The 15,416-nt window shown below is 56.0% G+C and carries 20 protein-coding genes; 4 read left to right on the forward strand and 16 right to left on the reverse strand.

All coding sequences use genetic code 11. The features are described from left to right. Positions 1–6: 6 nt before the first annotated feature. Both KSF73_05390 and KSF73_05395 read right to left on the reverse strand, forming a co-directional pair. Positions 7–789 (reverse strand): TorF family putative porin, encoded by a 783-nt coding sequence (locus KSF73_05390; protein ID MBV1775143.1) that lies wholly within the window; start codon positions 787–789, stop codon positions 7–9. Positions 790–1,211: 422 nt separating this feature from the next. Beyond that, entirely contained in the window at positions 1,212–1,523 is a 312-nt protein-coding gene (locus KSF73_05395; GenBank protein MBV1775144.1) for a high-potential iron-sulfur protein, read from the reverse strand. A gap of 202 nt (positions 1,524–1,725) precedes the next feature. Here KSF73_05395 and KSF73_05400 point away from each other — a divergent pair, with 202 nt between their 5' ends. Next, a complete protein-coding gene (locus tag KSF73_05400; protein ID MBV1775145.1) occupies positions 1,726–2,430 on the forward strand; it encodes a hypothetical protein in 705 nt (234 codons plus the stop codon). Here KSF73_05400 and KSF73_05405 read toward each other — a convergent pair. The 3 genes from KSF73_05405 to plsY form a co-directional block, all read right to left on the reverse strand. Next, entirely contained in the window at positions 2,405–3,247 is an 843-nt protein-coding gene (locus KSF73_05405) for a MoxR family ATPase (GenBank protein ID MBV1775146.1), read from the reverse strand. The genes KSF73_05400 and KSF73_05405 overlap by 26 nt on opposite strands. Positions 3,248–3,348: 101 nt before the next feature. Next, on the reverse strand, positions 3,349–3,534 hold the full coding sequence (locus tag KSF73_05410; protein ID MBV1775147.1) for a hypothetical protein: 186 nt from the start codon (positions 3,532–3,534) through the stop codon (positions 3,349–3,351). Positions 3,535–3,682: 148 nt separating this feature from the next. Further along, positions 3,683–4,306, reverse strand: coding sequence for a glycerol-3-phosphate 1-O-acyltransferase PlsY (plsY, locus tag KSF73_05415; protein ID MBV1775148.1), 624 nt, complete (start codon positions 4,304–4,306; stop codon positions 3,683–3,685). 154 nt (positions 4,307–4,460) lie between these two features. On the opposite strand from plsY, the gene KSF73_05420 reads away from it, so the two are divergent. Then, a complete protein-coding gene (locus KSF73_05420) occupies positions 4,461–4,838 on the forward strand; it encodes a dihydroneopterin aldolase (protein MBV1775149.1) in 378 nt (125 codons plus the stop codon). Here the strand turns inward: KSF73_05420 and glgB are convergent. The 8 genes from glgB to KSF73_05460 form a co-directional block, all read right to left on the reverse strand. Then, positions 4,811–7,000, reverse strand: coding sequence for a 1,4-alpha-glucan branching enzyme (gene glgB / locus KSF73_05425; protein ID MBV1775150.1), 2,190 nt, complete (start codon positions 6,998–7,000; stop codon positions 4,811–4,813). The genes KSF73_05420 and glgB overlap by 28 nt on opposite strands. Positions 7,001–7,270: 270 nt before the next feature. Next, the gene (locus tag KSF73_05430) at positions 7,271–8,647 is read right to left on the reverse strand and encodes a histidine kinase (GenBank protein ID MBV1775151.1); all 1,377 of its coding nucleotides are present in this window, start codon (positions 8,645–8,647) and stop codon (positions 7,271–7,273) included. 20 nt (positions 8,648–8,667) lie between these two features. Further along, positions 8,668–9,348 carry a response regulator transcription factor gene (locus KSF73_05435; GenBank protein ID MBV1775152.1) on the reverse strand — a complete coding sequence of 227 codons (681 nt, stop codon included), beginning with the start codon at positions 9,346–9,348 and terminating at the stop codon, positions 8,668–8,670. Beyond that, on the reverse strand, positions 9,329–9,628 hold the full coding sequence (locus KSF73_05440) for a PepSY domain-containing protein (GenBank protein MBV1775153.1): 300 nt from the start codon (positions 9,626–9,628) through the stop codon (positions 9,329–9,331). Before KSF73_05440 ends, KSF73_05435 begins: the two co-directional genes overlap by 20 nt. Before the next feature lie 50 nt (positions 9,629–9,678). Then, a complete protein-coding gene (locus tag KSF73_05445) occupies positions 9,679–10,206 on the reverse strand; it encodes a glycine zipper 2TM domain-containing protein (protein ID MBV1775154.1) in 528 nt (175 codons plus the stop codon). 133 nt (positions 10,207–10,339) lie between these two features. Then, positions 10,340–11,152: a LuxR family transcriptional regulator gene (locus KSF73_05450; GenBank protein MBV1775155.1), complete on the reverse strand. Its 813-nt coding sequence runs from the start codon at positions 11,150–11,152 to the stop codon at positions 10,340–10,342. A gap of 2 nt (positions 11,153–11,154) precedes the next feature. Then, complete coding sequence (locus KSF73_05455; protein MBV1775156.1) at positions 11,155–12,051, reverse strand: hypothetical protein; 897 nt, start codon at positions 12,049–12,051, stop codon at positions 11,155–11,157. Between the two features lie 46 nt (positions 12,052–12,097). Further along, a complete protein-coding gene (locus tag KSF73_05460; protein MBV1775157.1) occupies positions 12,098–12,475 on the reverse strand; it encodes an MAPEG family protein in 378 nt (125 codons plus the stop codon). 181 nt (positions 12,476–12,656) lie between these two features. Here KSF73_05460 and KSF73_05465 point away from each other — a divergent pair, with 181 nt between their 5' ends. Together KSF73_05465 and waaF are read left to right on the forward strand one after the other, a co-directional pair. After that, positions 12,657–12,860 carry a zinc-finger domain-containing protein gene (locus KSF73_05465; GenBank protein MBV1775158.1) on the forward strand — a complete coding sequence of 68 codons (204 nt, stop codon included), beginning with the start codon at positions 12,657–12,659 and terminating at the stop codon, positions 12,858–12,860. 80 nt (positions 12,861–12,940) lie between these two features. Beyond that, positions 12,941–13,951, forward strand: a complete 1,011-nt coding sequence (waaF, locus tag KSF73_05470) for a lipopolysaccharide heptosyltransferase II (protein ID MBV1775159.1) — start codon at positions 12,941–12,943, stop codon at positions 13,949–13,951. Positions 13,952–13,954: 3 nt separating this feature from the next. On the opposite strand, the gene KSF73_05475 is transcribed toward waaF, so the two are convergent. The 3 genes from KSF73_05475 to KSF73_05485 all read right to left on the reverse strand — a co-directional run bounded on the left by KSF73_05475 (position 13,955) and on the right by KSF73_05485 (position 15,407). Beyond that, a complete protein-coding gene (locus KSF73_05475; protein ID MBV1775160.1) occupies positions 13,955–14,518 on the reverse strand; it encodes a 1-acyl-sn-glycerol-3-phosphate acyltransferase in 564 nt (187 codons plus the stop codon). Between the two features lie 130 nt (positions 14,519–14,648). Further along, on the reverse strand, positions 14,649–14,861 hold the full coding sequence (locus tag KSF73_05480; GenBank protein MBV1775161.1) for a PspC domain-containing protein: 213 nt from the start codon (positions 14,859–14,861) through the stop codon (positions 14,649–14,651). Between the two features lie 60 nt (positions 14,862–14,921). Continuing rightward, positions 14,922–15,407, reverse strand: coding sequence for a YajQ family cyclic di-GMP-binding protein (locus tag KSF73_05485; protein MBV1775162.1), 486 nt, complete (start codon positions 15,405–15,407; stop codon positions 14,922–14,924). Positions 15,408–15,416 lie beyond the last annotated feature (9 nt).

The following is a 15,416-nucleotide window of genomic DNA, read 5'->3' on the forward strand; positions in this document are numbered from 1 at the left end:
TGTGATTTACATTGTCTTGGTAAAGCTCAGTACAAAGCGGGTCTTGCCCAGATTGGTGCCATAGGCATTGCGATAGAATTCGCCCTGATCACCCTTGGCATTGGTGCCGCTGACAGCGGCAGATACGGTACCAACGCCTACATCCTTGGCGATTCCAAGTTTCCAGTCGTTGTAGGATGCATCACCAAAATGTGTCACAGTCTGGCGACCGATATGAGCCGTTGCAATCCAGCCATCACCCAGATCGGGTGCCAGCGTCAGATCAACATAGCCACTGCCGTGACTGTTGGTGGTGGCGGTTGCCGTACCAAATAGGTTGCCTGTCGTACGCGAATACTTCAGTGTGGCGAACTTCCAGGTGAGTGCGCCGTAGACTTCAAACGTATTCGGATTGAAAAAGCCATCATTCAGCTTGCCTGGGTAGTAGTACTGCAGGCCGCCTACATCAAAACCAATGTCATCTGTCACCGCGCCTTTGTAACCACCGTATACATCCAACTCGGTAGGGAAGCTACCAGCGCCTGCATCGGACAGCCAGCTGATGCTTGAGCCCCAGGTGCCCAGATAGAAGCCACTCTTGTGCGCAAAATCAAATCCACCCTGAATGGCGGCCTTGTTGTTGGTTTGCGCAATGCCACGATAAATGTACTCAGACGTCAGGCTGGCGTTGCCCGTGAAGGTGTAATCAGGGGCTGGGGCTGCATCTTCAGCGTGGGCGATACCCATGGTGAGCGCCGATGTCATCAGCAGGGCAAGCGATTTGGAGGTCAGGCGAGTCTTGATTTGCATGTCAGGGTCCTTTGAATAATGGGAAGTGCAAAAATGAAAATCGGTGCCCGGGGTGATCGCTGGTATCGATCCTTGCACTTGTTGAGCCGCGGGTTGTCATGTACTGGACGGGGTGATGTCCAGTGGTGCAGGGCGATAGCATCGTGTTGTTGACTCATCTGTCAGCAAATGCTGTGCCAGCAATGATAAATTGCATAACCAGCTGATTTTAAAGCTATTATTGATTTGGTGTGCTATGCTCGCCTGCACCGTATTGGTGCTTGTGCCGCGTGTTATTGGTGCGTCATCCCGTGCAATGGCCTGACATTGACTTTAGCAAGGCACGAATAAAAAACCTGTAAATTCAGTTTGGATCTGAAATGTAGATGGTGAAAAAACAAAAGGCAGCCATGTGGCTGCCTTTTCGATGAGCAGGATGGCGCTTAGGCCTTCTTCACCCAGGCGCTGCACCAGCCCTTGCCTGCAACCAGCTTGCCGGCAAAGATCGGGCAAGGTGCAAAGGCGTCAGCCGGCTTGCCTTGGAACAATTGGCAACCCGAACAGGCTTGACCAGCTGCAAACTTGGGGAATTTGGACTTGTCGACTTTACCGGCATCCAACTTGTAACCCAGGCTTTGCGCTTGCTGATCTGCTTCGGACACTTTGTCCGGACCTGCAGCCAGCAGGCGCGGGGCAACTGCTGCGAGACCGGCAGCCGGGATCAGCTTCAACATGAATTGACGACGTGCGTTCATGAAAACTCCATTTCGGGGGCAAATGATGGGGGCAGGCCGCACCATGCGATAGTGACGCATCGTGCAAACATCTTGCATTTCATGGCAAACAATACGGGATTGCGTGACAAGTGTAGTTGATCAGGCTCAATTCGTGCAGACTTGCCGCTGCTCATGCGGCAGATCACCAACATTTTTCCGGAAAATACATTTGAAGCACACCTTGATTCCAATCATTTGGCTGGCGAGTGTACACAGCCTATCTGTGCAGGCAATGTCGATGCGGATGGAAGGTACAACGCTGATTGTCTCTGGTTCTGTCGTGCCGGAGGACGCTTCGCTGTTTGCTGACATGATGACCGCCGGGCAAGTCGAGCGTGTGTTGTTCAGAGACAGTCGGGGTGGAGACCTCAAGGCAGGGTATAGTATTGCCGCCCAAATTGAATCCAGCGGAGTGGCCACACTGCTTGAAGGTCGCTGTGCGTCGTCCTGTGCGATCATGTTCATGGGGGGGAAGGTACGTGCATTTTCTGCAAATGCGGATTTACGTACCGCATCGCTTGGGTTTCATGGCTCGCATGACAAAGTTACAAAAGCGGCGAGCGTAAAAGGTAGACCCAAGCTATACAACTGGCTGATGACACGTAGTGATCAGCATTTCTCACCGCCTTTACTCGCACGAGCCATGTATGTGGAGCATGCGAACGATATGCTGCGCTTCCTGCATCCCTCCCGGCGCCCCGTTTCCGTGTATTTCTGCCAGGATGGCCAGAAGATGAAAAAGGATGAATGTGAGCCTGTCCCGGAGGTGGATGCGCTTTCTCAGGGGGTGATCACGACAAATGCCCTGATATCTCCGCGTGGGGAGGCATTTGCCGCGACTGTGAATCATGAACCTAGTGCTATCGACGCCCCTGAACCACTTTGATCAATCGATCCAGTAGCTGCAGATCCTGTTCGTTTTTCAGTAAGGCGCCTGTCATGGGTGGGGGCTGATCGGCTTGTCTGAGTGTGGCCGGATCGGTGTCATCGGCGAGCAGCAGTCGAATCCAGTCGATCAGTTCGGATGTGGAGGGCTTTTTCTTCAGGCCGGGCAGATTGCGAACCGCGTAGAACTGCTGCAATGCTTCGTTCAGTAACTCGCTACGTAGATCTGGAAAATGTGCATCTACGATAGTTCGCATCGTTTCCGGGTCCGGGAAGCGGATGTAATGGAAGAAGCAGCGACGCAGGAATGCATCCGGCAGCTCCTTCTCGTTGTTGGAGGTAATGATAATGATGGGGCGATGTCTGGCGGTGATGGTTTGTCCGGTTTCGTAGACAAAAAAGCTCATCTGATCGAGTTCACGCAGCAAATCGTTGGGAAACTCGATGTCTGCCTTGTCGATTTCGTCGATCAGCAGTACGCACTGCTCGTCCGCCGTGAAGGCTTCCCACAGTTTGCCCGGCACGATGTAGTTACCGATATCGTGCACCTTTGCATCACCCAGCTGACCATCGCGCAGGCGACTGACGGCATCGTATTCATACAAGCCTTGCTGCGCTTTGGTGGTCGATTTGATATGCCACTGGATTAGGCGTTTACCCAGCGAGGCAGCAAGTTCTTCGGCCAGCATGGTTTTGCCTGTGCCCGGTTCACCTTTGATCAATAAAGGGCGAGAGAGCGTGATGGCTGCATTGACGGCCAGCATCAGATCCTGAGTGGCGATATACCGATCGCTGCCGGCAAAACGGGTGGTGGACATGGTCTAACTCAAACAATCACGGGATGAGGAATTCTAGTGACTGCTTGGTGAAAATGCGAGTGCCTGAACGACACTCGCTGTTGCTTATTGACGATGAGTGATCAATGCGCGCGGGTTTCAACCTGCCAGCGGATATCGTGCAGGCGCGATCCCGGCTGACCCGCCTTACGCAGAAATGGCGGTATATCGCGATCCAGCTCGGGCATGATGGTGATATCACGGCGTTGGCCAAGTAGGTGACACAGTCGCAACGCCTGTATTTGAAAGAATCCAATCGGGTCGTGCATCGTATGCTCCTTGTCATGCTTTTCGCAGAGGGAGCTTGGAGAATAGACGAGCAAAACGACGATTCAAGGAAAAATCGGGAGTGTTGTGTTCTGGTTGCGGTGCGCTTTCAGAACACAACATTCGTCGTCAAAGAGTCACACAGGCCTGTCAGGATGATTGGTTTTCAGATTCGGAAGTGTTTGATTTTTCGCCAATTTTCCCTTCCTTTCCTGAGATGAGATTGAGCAGGTTCTGTTTGTGGCGCTGAATTAACAAGGCAGAAATCGCGAGTACGGCACCAAAGATTGCCTGATGTCCCGGAAGCAGGAACCAGCAGGCAATGGGGGCGACAAGGGCGGCGATAATGGCTGCCAGCGAGGAAATTTTCAGCACAAACGCCAGCAGCAGCCAGACGGTCAGGACGATCATGCCAAGACGCCAGTCTATGCAGAACAATACGCCTGCTGCCGTGGCGACACCTTTACCACCTTGAAATCTGAAAAAGATGGGCCACATATGACCAATGGTGACGGCGAGCGCGGTCATGGCCAGAAGTGAGTCGTCGGCATGCTGGGCAATAACGATCAGCATGGCGATCACACCCTTGAGTGTGTCGCCCAGTAAAGTCAGTAGCGCCGCGACTTTGCGGCCGCTGCGCAGTACGTTGGTGGCACCGGGATTACCCGAACCATAACTGCGGGGGTCATCCATGCCCATGGCCCGGCTGACAATCACGGCGAAAGAAAGCGAGCCGATCAGGTAGGCGATCAACACGAAGACATAGGGCGACATCAGGATTTCCTTTACAATGGCGGGTTGAGCATTGTAGGGCCTGTTTGCCGTCACTGCACGTCTTTACCGTTCGGGCGTGGCGCTGAATGCACGCCTGTGATTATCCGGCGCCGACCGCATCTGGTCCACACGCTGTGTTGTAGCGAGTCAAAGTATGGACATCATTTATCTGCATGGCGTGAAAGCCAAGACCCTGATCGGGGTGTATGACTGGGAGCGTATCGCGCCTCAGGTGGTCGAGATTGATCTGGAAATTGGCATGCCTTCACCCAAGGCCTGTTTTTCCGACGAACTCAACGATACGATCGACTACGCCCAAGTCGTGGATCGTCTGCGTGCGCAGCTGGCCGAGCAGCATTTTCTGTTGCTGGAACGTCTGGCCGAGCATATTGCGGCCGATACCATGCAGCATTTTGGCTCGCCATGGGTCAAGGTGTGCGTCACCAAGCTCGGCATCCTGCACGAGGTAGGTCGCGTGGGTGTGATGATCGAACGCGGGAATCGTTATCCCGCATCCGACGCACAGAACTGAAACGCACATACCGAGAGTGGTGCCATGGGCAAGCAGGCACTGACCGGCTTGCCATGCATCGCCATGTCTTCAGACTGAAGCGCGTCGGGGCCGACTTGGCCGCTGCCTTCAAAGGCAGCATCCTCTGTATGCAAGATGCGTTGCCAGGTGCCCGGCCTCGGGAGGCCAACCCGATATTCTGGGTGGCGATCCTGCGAGAAATTGCAGATCACCAGCACGCTCTCTCCGGTATGGCTATGGCGCACAAAGGCCAGCGTGGCATGGTCTGCGTCATCTTGTGAAATCCACTCGAATCCGCCCGCGCTGCAATCCAGTTCGTGCAGCGCAGCGTGATCCCGGTAGCATCGATTCAGGCAGGCAACCAGCGCCCGAATACCGCGATGCCCCGGCGCCTGTTCGTGAGATCGATCAAAGGGCTTTTCCGGCAACCAGGGAGCAGGCGTCGCAAATTCGCTGCCCATAAACAGCGACTTTTTGCCTGGGTGACACCACATAAAGGCCAGAAATGTACGCAGATTGGCAAAGCGTATCTCGCCATCGCCCGGCATTTTGCTGTAGAGCGCTCCGAGTTCTTTTCCAAGCTGTCGGTAAGAAAGCGACAGTAGATGCCGCTCGGCGTGCGCAGCCGAGGGGCCGAATGTAATTTCGTGATGATGGAATCGGCGATGTGATGGCTGGCGTCGCAAGTAAGTGAGCGTGTCATTCAGCCAGACGTCGTTGGCCTTGTAGTGAAATCCTAATCCTCCAAATTCTGCTGAACGGGTAATACCCGCAAAGGCTGTATCCTCTTCGGCAATCACAATTGCAGTAGGTTTACAGGCTGCAATCCGCCGATTCAGGCTTTGCAGGAAATGTATTGCATCCAGATTTTCCAGGCCGCTGTGCCCATGCGGAATCCATTCCCCAGCCGGACGTGCATCATCGTTGTACAGAATGGCGGAAAGTCCATGCAGGCGCAGGCCATCCAGATCGTAATGTTCCAGCCAGTAGAGTGCGCTGGCCATCAGGTAGTTGGATACCTCTGGCCGTCCATAGTTGAATCGTGGTGCGGCATGCACGAAATCTTCATGCGGACAGGGATGTTCGAATAGATGGGTGCCGTCGAAATGCCCCAGCCCGTGTTGATCGCTAGGGAACAGCGTGGCGCTCCAGTCCATGATCACGCCAATGCCTGCACGATGCGCTTCGGCTACGAAGTGATGCAGGCCTTCGGGCGTGCCAAAGCGCGGCGCAGGCGCGAAGCGATCTACGCTGCGCAGCCCCTGTATCCCTTCCAGTACATGGCTGGACAGGGGCAGCAGGCAAATGTGCGTGAAGCCAAGCGACTGTACGCAGGGCAGGACATTGGCGGCCAGCGTCGTCCAATTGCCTTGTGTGGGGCCAAATGCGGTTTGCCATGCTGCCAGATCAAGTTCGTAGATGCTGACGGCTGATTCTGCGCCGGCTGGCATGAGCGCGCGCGCGGCGGTGCGCGGAACGTGCCGTGTGACGACGGACAGAAATTGAGGTGAATCGGAGACTTCCAGTGCAAAGGGATCATTATGCTGTTCGTGGCGTCCCTGCCAGTTCATGATATCGAATCGGTAATGCATACCTGCCTGTACGCCAGGCACAAAAATCTCCCAGATACCGGCATCCCGATGCAGGTACATGGCATGCAGGCTGGTATCCCAGCGATTGAAGTCACCCGTAACGGCTACGCGGCGCGCATTCGGTGCCCACACCGAAAAAAGGCAACCGGACGTGCCTGCAACATCGCATAGTTGTGCGCCAAATATTTCCCATGGCTTTGCATGCTGACCGGCTGACCATGCAGCCAGATCATCCTGTTGCAGCAATGGTGCAAAGCGGTAAGGGTCTTCCAGTTCCTGTGTTCCCTGCTCACGCAACACACTCAGGCGATAGGCGGGGCGGGTGTCGTCCGTGGATAGCACACCTGCGAATAACCCTCTAGGATCGAGCTGTGATAATTCCGACAGTACGTGTCCCACTGAATCAATGGCATTGACCTGAAGGGCGCCGGGTTGCCAGACACGAATCCACAGGCGTTTGCCATCGTGATGCGGTCCGAGGACGCTGAATGGATCGGGGTGCTCACCCCGGCAGATGGATTCGATCGACCACGCGTCGAGCCCTTCGGCAATTGCCTCCATATGTCCCATGAGAATCTCCCTGTTGCCGGATGCGCTCGCGGCGCAGCTGTCCGACTTTATGCACGTCTGACTTTTTATCGTAGACATAAAATCGGTTAAGGTCAGGGTAAAAACGCAATTGAAAGTGCTGGTGCCGGAAATGACAAACGCCCATCTGTGGATGGGCGCTGTGCAGGAAACTGGTGCCCGATGCTTCAGGCTCGACCGGGCTGGAGCCACCGATTCCTGGCGAAGGTCTCAAGTGGCCGCATCGTGCCTCAGTTACGTGACAAACAGATGTCAGTGAGGGCGGTCAAAGCGGGTCAGCTGACCAGCGAGCTTTTGCGAAGGAGGGCGGATGGTGGGGAAGTCTAGCCGGATCAGCGCCCCGCCTAGCGTCTGACTATGCAAAATGGTCAGGGTGCCACCGTTGGCCGCTACGATATCTGCCACTACGGTGAGGCCAATGCCATGACCTGGCACATGTTCGTCGGCGCGACCACCGCGTTGCAGGACGAGTTCCGGATCGGCAATGCCGGGGCCATCATCTTCAATTTCAATACGCAGATGGCCGGAGTCGAACGCTGCGGTTACCTGAATCTGACCCTTTGCCCACTTGCCGGCATTATCAAGCAGATTGCCCAGCGTCTCGAAGGCGTCACCCTCGTCAATCCGAACCATGAGTTCAGGATCGCAGGCAATGGTAAAGCTGAGCTGCCGCTCACGATACACTTTAGCCAGTGAGTCGGTAATGCGTACCAGAATCGGGCGCAACAGAATCTTGGGCGCAAAGGTCGCCGTGCCGCTGGCGGCAGCACGACCAAGCTGGTGCTGCACAATCTTGTCCATGCGCTGCACCTGCTCATCGACCGTTTGTTCGAGGTCGGTTGGCGTTTGCAACGCGCCGCGCAGCACCGCAAGCGGTGTTTTCAGGCTATGCGCCAGATCGGCCAGCGTGTCTTTGTAGCGTTTCTGGCGCGCGCGCTCCTGTTCGATCAGATCGTTCAAGCCCGAGGTAAGACCAGCCAGCTCTTGTGGGTATTTCCCTTCAATAGCAGATTGCCTACCTTCTTCGATATCCCGTAACTCGCGTGCAACGCGAGCAAGTGGCGCCAGACCCCAGCCCAGCAGTGCGGCCTGTGCAATCAACAACATCAGTGCGGTGCCGCCCAGCCAGGCCCACAGGGTTTCGCGGAAGCCGCGCAACTCGGCCTGAAAGTCGGACACATCCTCGCTGACAGAAAACGTCAGATCGACGCTGGCCTTGCCTTCGCTCCAATGTACGCCGCAGCTGGCATTCAGATAACGCTGTTTGCCATCGGTAAGTTCCTTGAAACGCCACTGACCGGGATCAAGCTTCCGGATATACGGTACGCGCTTGCCAATGGATGATGCAGATTGCCATTCCTCATTCATTTTGGGATTGGATACACTGGCATACAGTCCGGAACCGGGCAGCATGAAACGCTCATCTTGCAGATGCGACGGCATGACCAGTAAACCTTGCTGGTCGATTTCTGTGGCGGCAATCAACAAAAAGACATCGCTTTGCAACTTGGCGAAGCGATTGCTGCGACTGCTTTCGGTAAAGGCTCGTTCGAGCGAGAACGCGGCGCCGATCAGGAAGAAGGCGAGTACCAAGGAGGCACCCGCAATCAGCCGGAATCGGATGGAAATGCCGCGGTGCTGCTTAGTGCTCAAGATGCGGTCTTCAGCATAAAACGATAGCCACGACCACGCAGTGTTTCGATGGGGGTGAGCAGTCCGTCTGGATCGAGTTTGCGGCGCAGCCGGCCAATGAGTACTTCAATGACATTGCTGTCACGGTCTTCATCGTGGGGATAGAGGTAGTCAGCCAGTTGCTGTTTGCTGACGACACGATCGCGTTCGCGTACCAGCATTTCCAGCATGCGGTATTCAAAGGTGGTCAGCTCCAGTTCCGCACCCTTGAGATAGGCTTGCTGGCCGGAAAAGTCGATGCTGATCGGGCCGAAGTCGAGTTTGTCGGAGGCACTCTTGAGGCTGCGTCGCAGCAGTGCCTTGACGCGCGCCAGCAGCTCCGGAAATTCGAAGGGCTTGACCAGATAATCATCTGCACCCGCCTCGAGGCCGGCGACCTTGTCTTGCCAGCTGCCTCGTGCGGTGAGTACCAGAATGGGGAGGGTACTGCCGCTGGCGCGTAATTTCTCAATCACGGTCTTGCCACTCATTTTGGGCAGGCCGAGATCGACAATTGCAAGATCCAGCGGATATTCAGTGGCTTGAAACAGGCCATCTTCGCCATCTGCGGCTTCATCGACCCGATAGCCTTCTTTTTCCAGGCTGGATTTCAGGGATTGCCGCAGTTGGGCTTCGTCTTCAATGATCAGCAGGCGCATGTGGTTCCTGAACCGGCTTGCCGGTTTCTACGTCAATCAAAATGATGCGAACCTGTCCCTTGCTGGTCATCACCTTGACGCGCCACCAATCATGATCCTTTTCGGTGACGCGCTCTATGGTCATGACCCGTCCGCCGGTGATTTTCTTGGCGGTTTGTGCAGCATCGTCAGCAGTGGCTTTAGCCATTGCGGGCAAGGTACACAGGGCGCAGGCAAGCAGCGCGATCATCGATGCGTGTCGCACGCGGATGGCACTCAGCTTGTCGGAAAAGATTCGCACGTCATTTTACCTGTATATCAACCAGAAGCGATGTACCTGTTTGTGTGACCTTACTGATCCAGCTCAACCGACACGCGCAGACGCACTTCACGACCCGGATCATTGCGCATGAAGGTGGTGTATTGCTGACCACGGTAATCGTAGGTGACCTGATAGCCCACAACGCGCTCTTCATAGGCGTCTACGCGGCGGCAGCGCTGAACTTCCCGCGGCACTTCCTCTACGGTTTCACGGCGATCACGATTATCAATGTGATCGCCTGCAAGTGCGCCAACAGCCGCGCCAACCGCCGCTGCAGCCGTTTTGCCATTGCCGCCACCTACTTGGCTACCCAGTAAACCCCCGGCAATTGCGCCCACCACTGCACCGCCATAAGAACGCTCATCCCCTCCGCGACGGGTTTCGGTGATGGTTTCAGATGTGCAGTGCTTGCGCGGCACACTGACCCGGTCATATTGGGGCGATACGCGCGTCACCTTGCCGTAATCCGTGTAAGAGTCTGCATGCACGGCGATCGGCATGCAAACGCCAGTCAGTGTTGCAACGGAGAGTGTGGCGAGTTTGAAACGAGTGATCATGATAAGCCTGCCTTTTGTGTTGCTTGAGACGAGATGTCTTGTGTGAATCGAGTGCTTGGCCGAAGTCTGCCTGCGTGGGGCTGAACCGGATATGAATGTAGACCGCGATACCGTGCCGGGGTTCCCGGACCGATCAGCGTGCGGTTGAGCGGTTGATCTGCGGTCGGGGAGGCGGGGCTTTATTCCCTTCTTCCCAGGCGATGATGCCGAGTCCCATTGCCTTAGCCACAATCCGGGTGCGATCCGTGGTGCCCAGCTTTTCGCCTGCCCGCTTGAAGTGATAGATGACGGTGGTTTCGGCAATCTCAAGCTGTCTGGCGATTTCGCGGGCGGTCATGCCGCGCGCAGCCAGTTCCACACACTGGGTTTCGCGTGGCGTCAGGCAGCTGTTGCGGCGTTCGCCCATTTCTGGTGCAGTTTCCATCATCTGCATGACGGCCTCGTGCAGGTGCAGTGCCAGTTGGTGTCCGGTGGCCAGCATCGGACGAATCCACTGCTGGGCGATATCTTCTTCCTCGCGGGTGACCAGACTGAAAATAGCCAGTTCGCCACTGACCGCATGCACCGGATAACTGACGCCGACATTCAAACCGTACTGGCGGCCACCCGCGAGAATCTTGCGCGCTGTTTCGTCGTGGTAGAGCTCGTTGGTCCAGATGATGGGTGTCACCCGTGTTTTGCAGTGCAGAACCGGCGGATCGAAATTTTCGAAGCCGCGCTTGGCATAGCGATTTTGCCAGCGCTGCGGATAGTTGCTCATGGTGAACTGCGTGGGTTCGTTGCGTAAATTGCATCGTACCGAATAATGGAAATAGTGAAAGCCCAGTGCTGTCACATAGCGCATTAACGCCTCGCGGATTTCCTCCGGCGTGCGGGTATCGTACAGGGCGGAAAAGTCACCCCCGAATGCGGCCAGCGCTGCCTTGGCGCGATATCGTGCGCGCATACTCAGGCCAGACGTGCAGCAATAGCCGCTGCCAGCTGGCGGGCGGCATCCGGGCAGAAGCGGAAGAAGAGTTCCGGCTCCAGCAGTTCCATTTCCATGATCCGCAACTGGCCTTTACTGTCGCGCACCAGATCGATGCGGGCATAGGCCGGCACCACTGGGCATGCAGCCACAGCCTGCTCGGCGAAGGCGATTTCTTCGGTACTGGCAAAGTACGGGTGAACCGTACCGCCGTGATCATCCTGTACGCGGAAGTCACCGGCCTTAGGCGTTTTGCGGATGGCGTGCGTATGCTTGCCGTCAATGACCATCAGGCTCAGTTCGCCTTCGCTCATCACCGATGGCATGAAAGGCTGCAGCATCATGCCTTCGTCTTTCAGAATACTGTCGATCTGAACCTGCATGTCGGCGATATTCTCTGCATCGACGCGGAAGGTGAGGCGGGCAGCACCGGAAATCACCGGCTTGATGATCGCATTTGTCCATCCGAACTGCTGCATGCGTGCAGCCAGATCAACGGATTCGCCCTTTTCGATGTACAGGGTCGGCACAATAGCCACGCCCTGCTCGGCCATGTCACCCAGATAATGTTTGTCGAGATTCCATTGCAGCAGATCGTAGCGATTCACGAGACGGGTCAGTCTGCCCACCCCTTCCAGCCAGGGGATGAATTCGGCCTGACGCTCGAAATAATCCCAGGTGCTGCGCAGGACGGCACCCTTGATCTGCGTCCAGTCGATGCTGCGGTCATCCCACGCGACGCGCTTGGCCGTCAGCCCATGCGAGGCCAGATGATGAATCAGCCACGCTTCTTCCAGTAGGATCTGGCAGTTGTAAGGGGCGTCCAGATCAGGGGCGAGGTGGGCGGCATCAGTGAGGATAGCTACGTCAAACGTCATGGCGATACGGCTTTAAATGGGTGGATGCAATGTGGCGGAATATTGATCAGTGCTGGATGGCTTTGACGAACAGCGCAATGACGCTACCCAGACCGACAAACCATACGATCGAGCGCAATGCGGCCAGATCTTTCAGGTAACACAGGCCATAGGCGACACGTGCCACGGTAAATACGATGGCCAGCGTATTCACGGTATCTGCGGGTACGCCGACATGGGCGGCGAGTAAAACGCCAGCCAGAAAGCCCGGCATGGCCTCGAAACTGTTGAGATGCGCCCAGTGGGCGCGTGCGCGCCACCCTTCCAGTTTGTCTTCCTGAACGCGTGGCGCGTGATTGTTGTAGCGGATGGTGGCTTTGGCCAGTGCAATCCAGATGTAGGGCATCACGACAGCGATCAACATGCAGGTATAGGCAATGGTCACGGGGCATCTCCTTGTTTGATGCGGCGAGTTTGACACGAGACATCCATCCAACCAATACCCGTCGCGTGAAAATCTGTGGCGTTTGCTGCTATTCCCGCGACTTGGCAGCCAGTTTGTTCTAAAATGAAACGCTTTGAGCCATTCTGGCTCCCATTTCCGCATCTTGGAACAGGATCGCACCATGACCCAGTTGAAAGAAAATACCCAGACCCACATCGAAGTCGACGCCAAGGATCTGCCTTTGCACTGCCCGATGCCGGACATGGTGAAGTGGAATGCTCACCCGCGTGTCTATCTGGATATCGGCAAAACCGGTAAGGCGCTGTGCCCATACTGCGGTACGCACTACGTACTGAAGGGCGGCGCAGTCGCGCACGGCCACTAATTTGCGCCATTCCTGCAAGGCGCTGCGAGTGCATCGTAGCGCCTTTGTTATGTTCTTTTGCCCTTCTGCCAGACCCATCCATGACCGACCGAATCCTGATCATCGCCCCGAGCTGGGTGGGCGACGCCGTGATGGCGCAGCCGCTGTACCGTCGCCTGAAAGACACCCGTCCGGGCTGCCACATTACGGTGATGGCACCTGCCTGGACACGTGCACTCGGCGACCGTATGCCGGAAGTGGATGCCACGCTGGATAATCCCTTTGCGCACGGCCAGCTGCGTCTGAAAGACCGCTGGAAGCTGGGGCGATCGATGCGTGGACAGTTTGATCAGGTCATCGTACTGCCGAACTCGCTTAAATCTGCGCTGTTGCCATGGTTTGCCGGTATTGCCCGGCGGACGGGCTTTGTCGGCGAGGCGCGTTACGGTCTGCTCAATGACGCACGGCCGCTGGATAAAGCCGCACTGCCGATGATGGTGGAACGCTTTGCAATTCTGGCGGAAGCGAAGGGTGGGCCTGTGCATAAGCCAGTCGGCTCACCGCGTTTCGCCATTGATCCTGCGCGTGCCGATGCCGCGCGTGTGGCACAGGGGCTGTCGCTGGATCGCCCTGTGGTGGCGTTTTGTCCGGGTGCTGAATATGGCCCGGCGAAACGCTGGCCTGCCCGTCACTTCGCGGCGCTGGCGGATCAGCTGCATGCTGAAGGCTATGCTGTATGGATGTTTGGCTCGGGCAAGGATGTCGAGCATACACAGGCAATAGCGTCTGCTGCGCAGGTCGAACTGGTCGATCTGGCCGGTAAAACCAGTCTGGATCAAGCTATTGATCTGCTGTCGCTGGTGAAGGTGGTGGTGAGCAATGATTCCGGCCTGATGCATGTCGCAGCGGCGCTGGATAAGCCGATGGTGGCATTGTACGGTTCATCCAGCCCCGGATTTACACCACCGCTGACCGATAAGGCCGAGATTGTCTCGCTCGGCGTACCCTGCAGCCCGTGTTTCGAGCGCCAGTGCCCGCTCAAGCATTTCGACTGCATGGAGAAGATGGATGCGGAGCGGGTGCGGGCGGCGGTGAAGCGGGTGGTGGGGTAGCGTTTACTTCAGTAGCTTGATCGGGGATGCATGCTGCGGATAGCGTCCTTTCTGGCCTTCATAGGCCTTGGCGATCTGCGCCATGTCATAGTCTTCGTCGCCGGTGAGATGAATCACGGCTGCGAATCCCAATTTTTTGTTCTGATAATCGGTCACCCCGGCAATCAACGGCACCTGCGCAGCTAGTGCGATCCGGTAGAAGCCGGACTTCCAGCCTTCCGTACGTGAACGTGTGCCTTCAGGGGCGATGACCATGTGGAAGACATCATGTTGATCGAAGACTTCGCGCATGCGATCGACAAAGCCGGTGCGTTCGCGGCGATTGACCGAGACGCCGCCCAGCCAGCGCATGATCGGACCCATCGGGCCTTTGAACAACGTATCTTTACCGACCCAGCGCGGACGAATCCCGACAGCCAGCAACCCGGAAAGGACAGCCAGCAAATCCCAGTTGGAGGTATGGGGATAGCCGATGACAACGGCCTTTTTAGGCACTTCCGGCAAGTCGATGAGCTGCCAGCCTGATAAACGCAATGCAAACCGAGCGGCCCGCTGTGTGAACTTCATTCTTTTTCCTGATGGGCAAGGGTCTGCACAAAAAACAGAACAACCGTCCTCATTATACGGTATGAAGACAGGAATACCCTTGTCCGGCAGGCAGATGAAGTTTATCTGCAATGCGTTGCGTAAAGTTACGTTAGTCCTGCTCTTCCGGCATCAAAATCCACAATACAAGGTAGATGAACGCAGCTGCGCCACCTGCAAAGGCACCAACCACAAATGCCGCACGGATGATCCATGACGGTATGTCGGACACCTTTGCAATTCCACCGCATACACCGCCGATAGCGCGGTCGGATCGCGAGCGGGCTAGTTTCTTCAGGCCGGCTTTGAAATCGTTGTCAGACATGGTTCCTCCCTCTTGAAGCCGCTGCTGGCCAAGCGCACAAAGGCTAGCCAGCACACGCGGTTAATCGCGGAAATTCTGGTACTGCAGCGGAAATTCAGTGATTTCCTTGCGCATCAGTGCAATGCAGTCCTGCAGATTGTCGCGCTTGGGTCCGGTCACGCGCACGGTATCACCCTGAATCGAGGCCTGCACCTTCAGTTTGGAATCCTTGATGATGCGCACGATTTTCTTGGCCAGCTCGGTTTCTACGCCAACCTTGACGGTGACAACCTGCTTCACCTTGTTGCCACTGATTTTTTCCAGCTTGTCTTCATCCAGGCAGCGTACATCAACGCCTCGCTTGGTCAGCTTACCCATCAGAACTTCCTTGACCTGTTCGAGCTGGAAATCGTTGTCGGCGAACACGGTCAGCACCTTGGCGGCCTGTTCGATGCGGGCGTCGGAGCCTTTGAAGTCGAATCGGTTACCCACTTCCTTGTTGGCTTGTTCAACCGCGTTCTTGACTTCTACTTCATTGACTTCGGAAACAATATCAAAAGAGGGCATGATTCAATC

This window comes from Burkholderiaceae bacterium DAT-1 (assembly GCA_019084025.1).
Lineage (GTDB): Bacteria > Pseudomonadota > Gammaproteobacteria > Burkholderiales > Chitinimonadaceae > DAT-1.

Coding starts and splice junctions, on each gene's coding strand:
- KSF73_05390 (MBV1775143.1), bottom strand. CDS start 789: ATGCAAATCAAGACTCGCCTGACCTCCAAATCGCTTGCCCTGCTGATG.
- KSF73_05395 (MBV1775144.1), bottom strand. CDS start 1,523: ATGAACGCACGTCGTCAATTCATGTTGAAGCTGATCCCGGCTGCCGGT.
- KSF73_05405 (MBV1775146.1), bottom strand. CDS start 3,247: ATGTCCACCACCCGTTTTGCCGGCAGCGATCGGTATATCGCCACTCAG.
- KSF73_05410 (MBV1775147.1), bottom strand. CDS start 3,534: ATGCACGACCCGATTGGATTCTTTCAAATACAGGCGTTGCGACTGTGT.
- plsY (MBV1775148.1), bottom strand. CDS start 4,306: ATGTCGCCCTATGTCTTCGTGTTGATCGCCTACCTGATCGGCTCGCTT.
- KSF73_05420 (MBV1775149.1), top strand. CDS start 4,461: ATGGACATCATTTATCTGCATGGCGTGAAAGCCAAGACCCTGATCGGG.
- glgB (MBV1775150.1), bottom strand. CDS start 7,000: ATGGGACATATGGAGGCAATTGCCGAAGGGCTCGACGCGTGGTCGATC.
- KSF73_05435 (MBV1775152.1), bottom strand. CDS start 9,348: ATGCGCCTGCTGATCATTGAAGACGAAGCCCAACTGCGGCAATCCCTG.
- KSF73_05445 (MBV1775154.1), bottom strand. CDS start 10,206: ATGATCACTCGTTTCAAACTCGCCACACTCTCCGTTGCAACACTGACT.
- KSF73_05450 (MBV1775155.1), bottom strand. CDS start 11,152: ATGCGCGCACGATATCGCGCCAAGGCAGCGCTGGCCGCATTCGGGGGT.
- KSF73_05455 (MBV1775156.1), bottom strand. CDS start 12,051: ATGACGTTTGACGTAGCTATCCTCACTGATGCCGCCCACCTCGCCCCT.
- KSF73_05465 (MBV1775158.1), top strand. CDS start 12,657: ATGACCCAGTTGAAAGAAAATACCCAGACCCACATCGAAGTCGACGCC.
- waaF (MBV1775159.1), top strand. CDS start 12,941: ATGACCGACCGAATCCTGATCATCGCCCCGAGCTGGGTGGGCGACGCC.
- KSF73_05475 (MBV1775160.1), bottom strand. CDS start 14,518: ATGAAGTTCACACAGCGGGCCGCTCGGTTTGCATTGCGTTTATCAGGC.
- KSF73_05480 (MBV1775161.1), bottom strand. CDS start 14,861: ATGTCTGACAACGATTTCAAAGCCGGCCTGAAGAAACTAGCCCGCTCG.
- KSF73_05485 (MBV1775162.1), bottom strand. CDS start 15,407: ATGCCCTCTTTTGATATTGTTTCCGAAGTCAATGAAGTAGAAGTCAAG.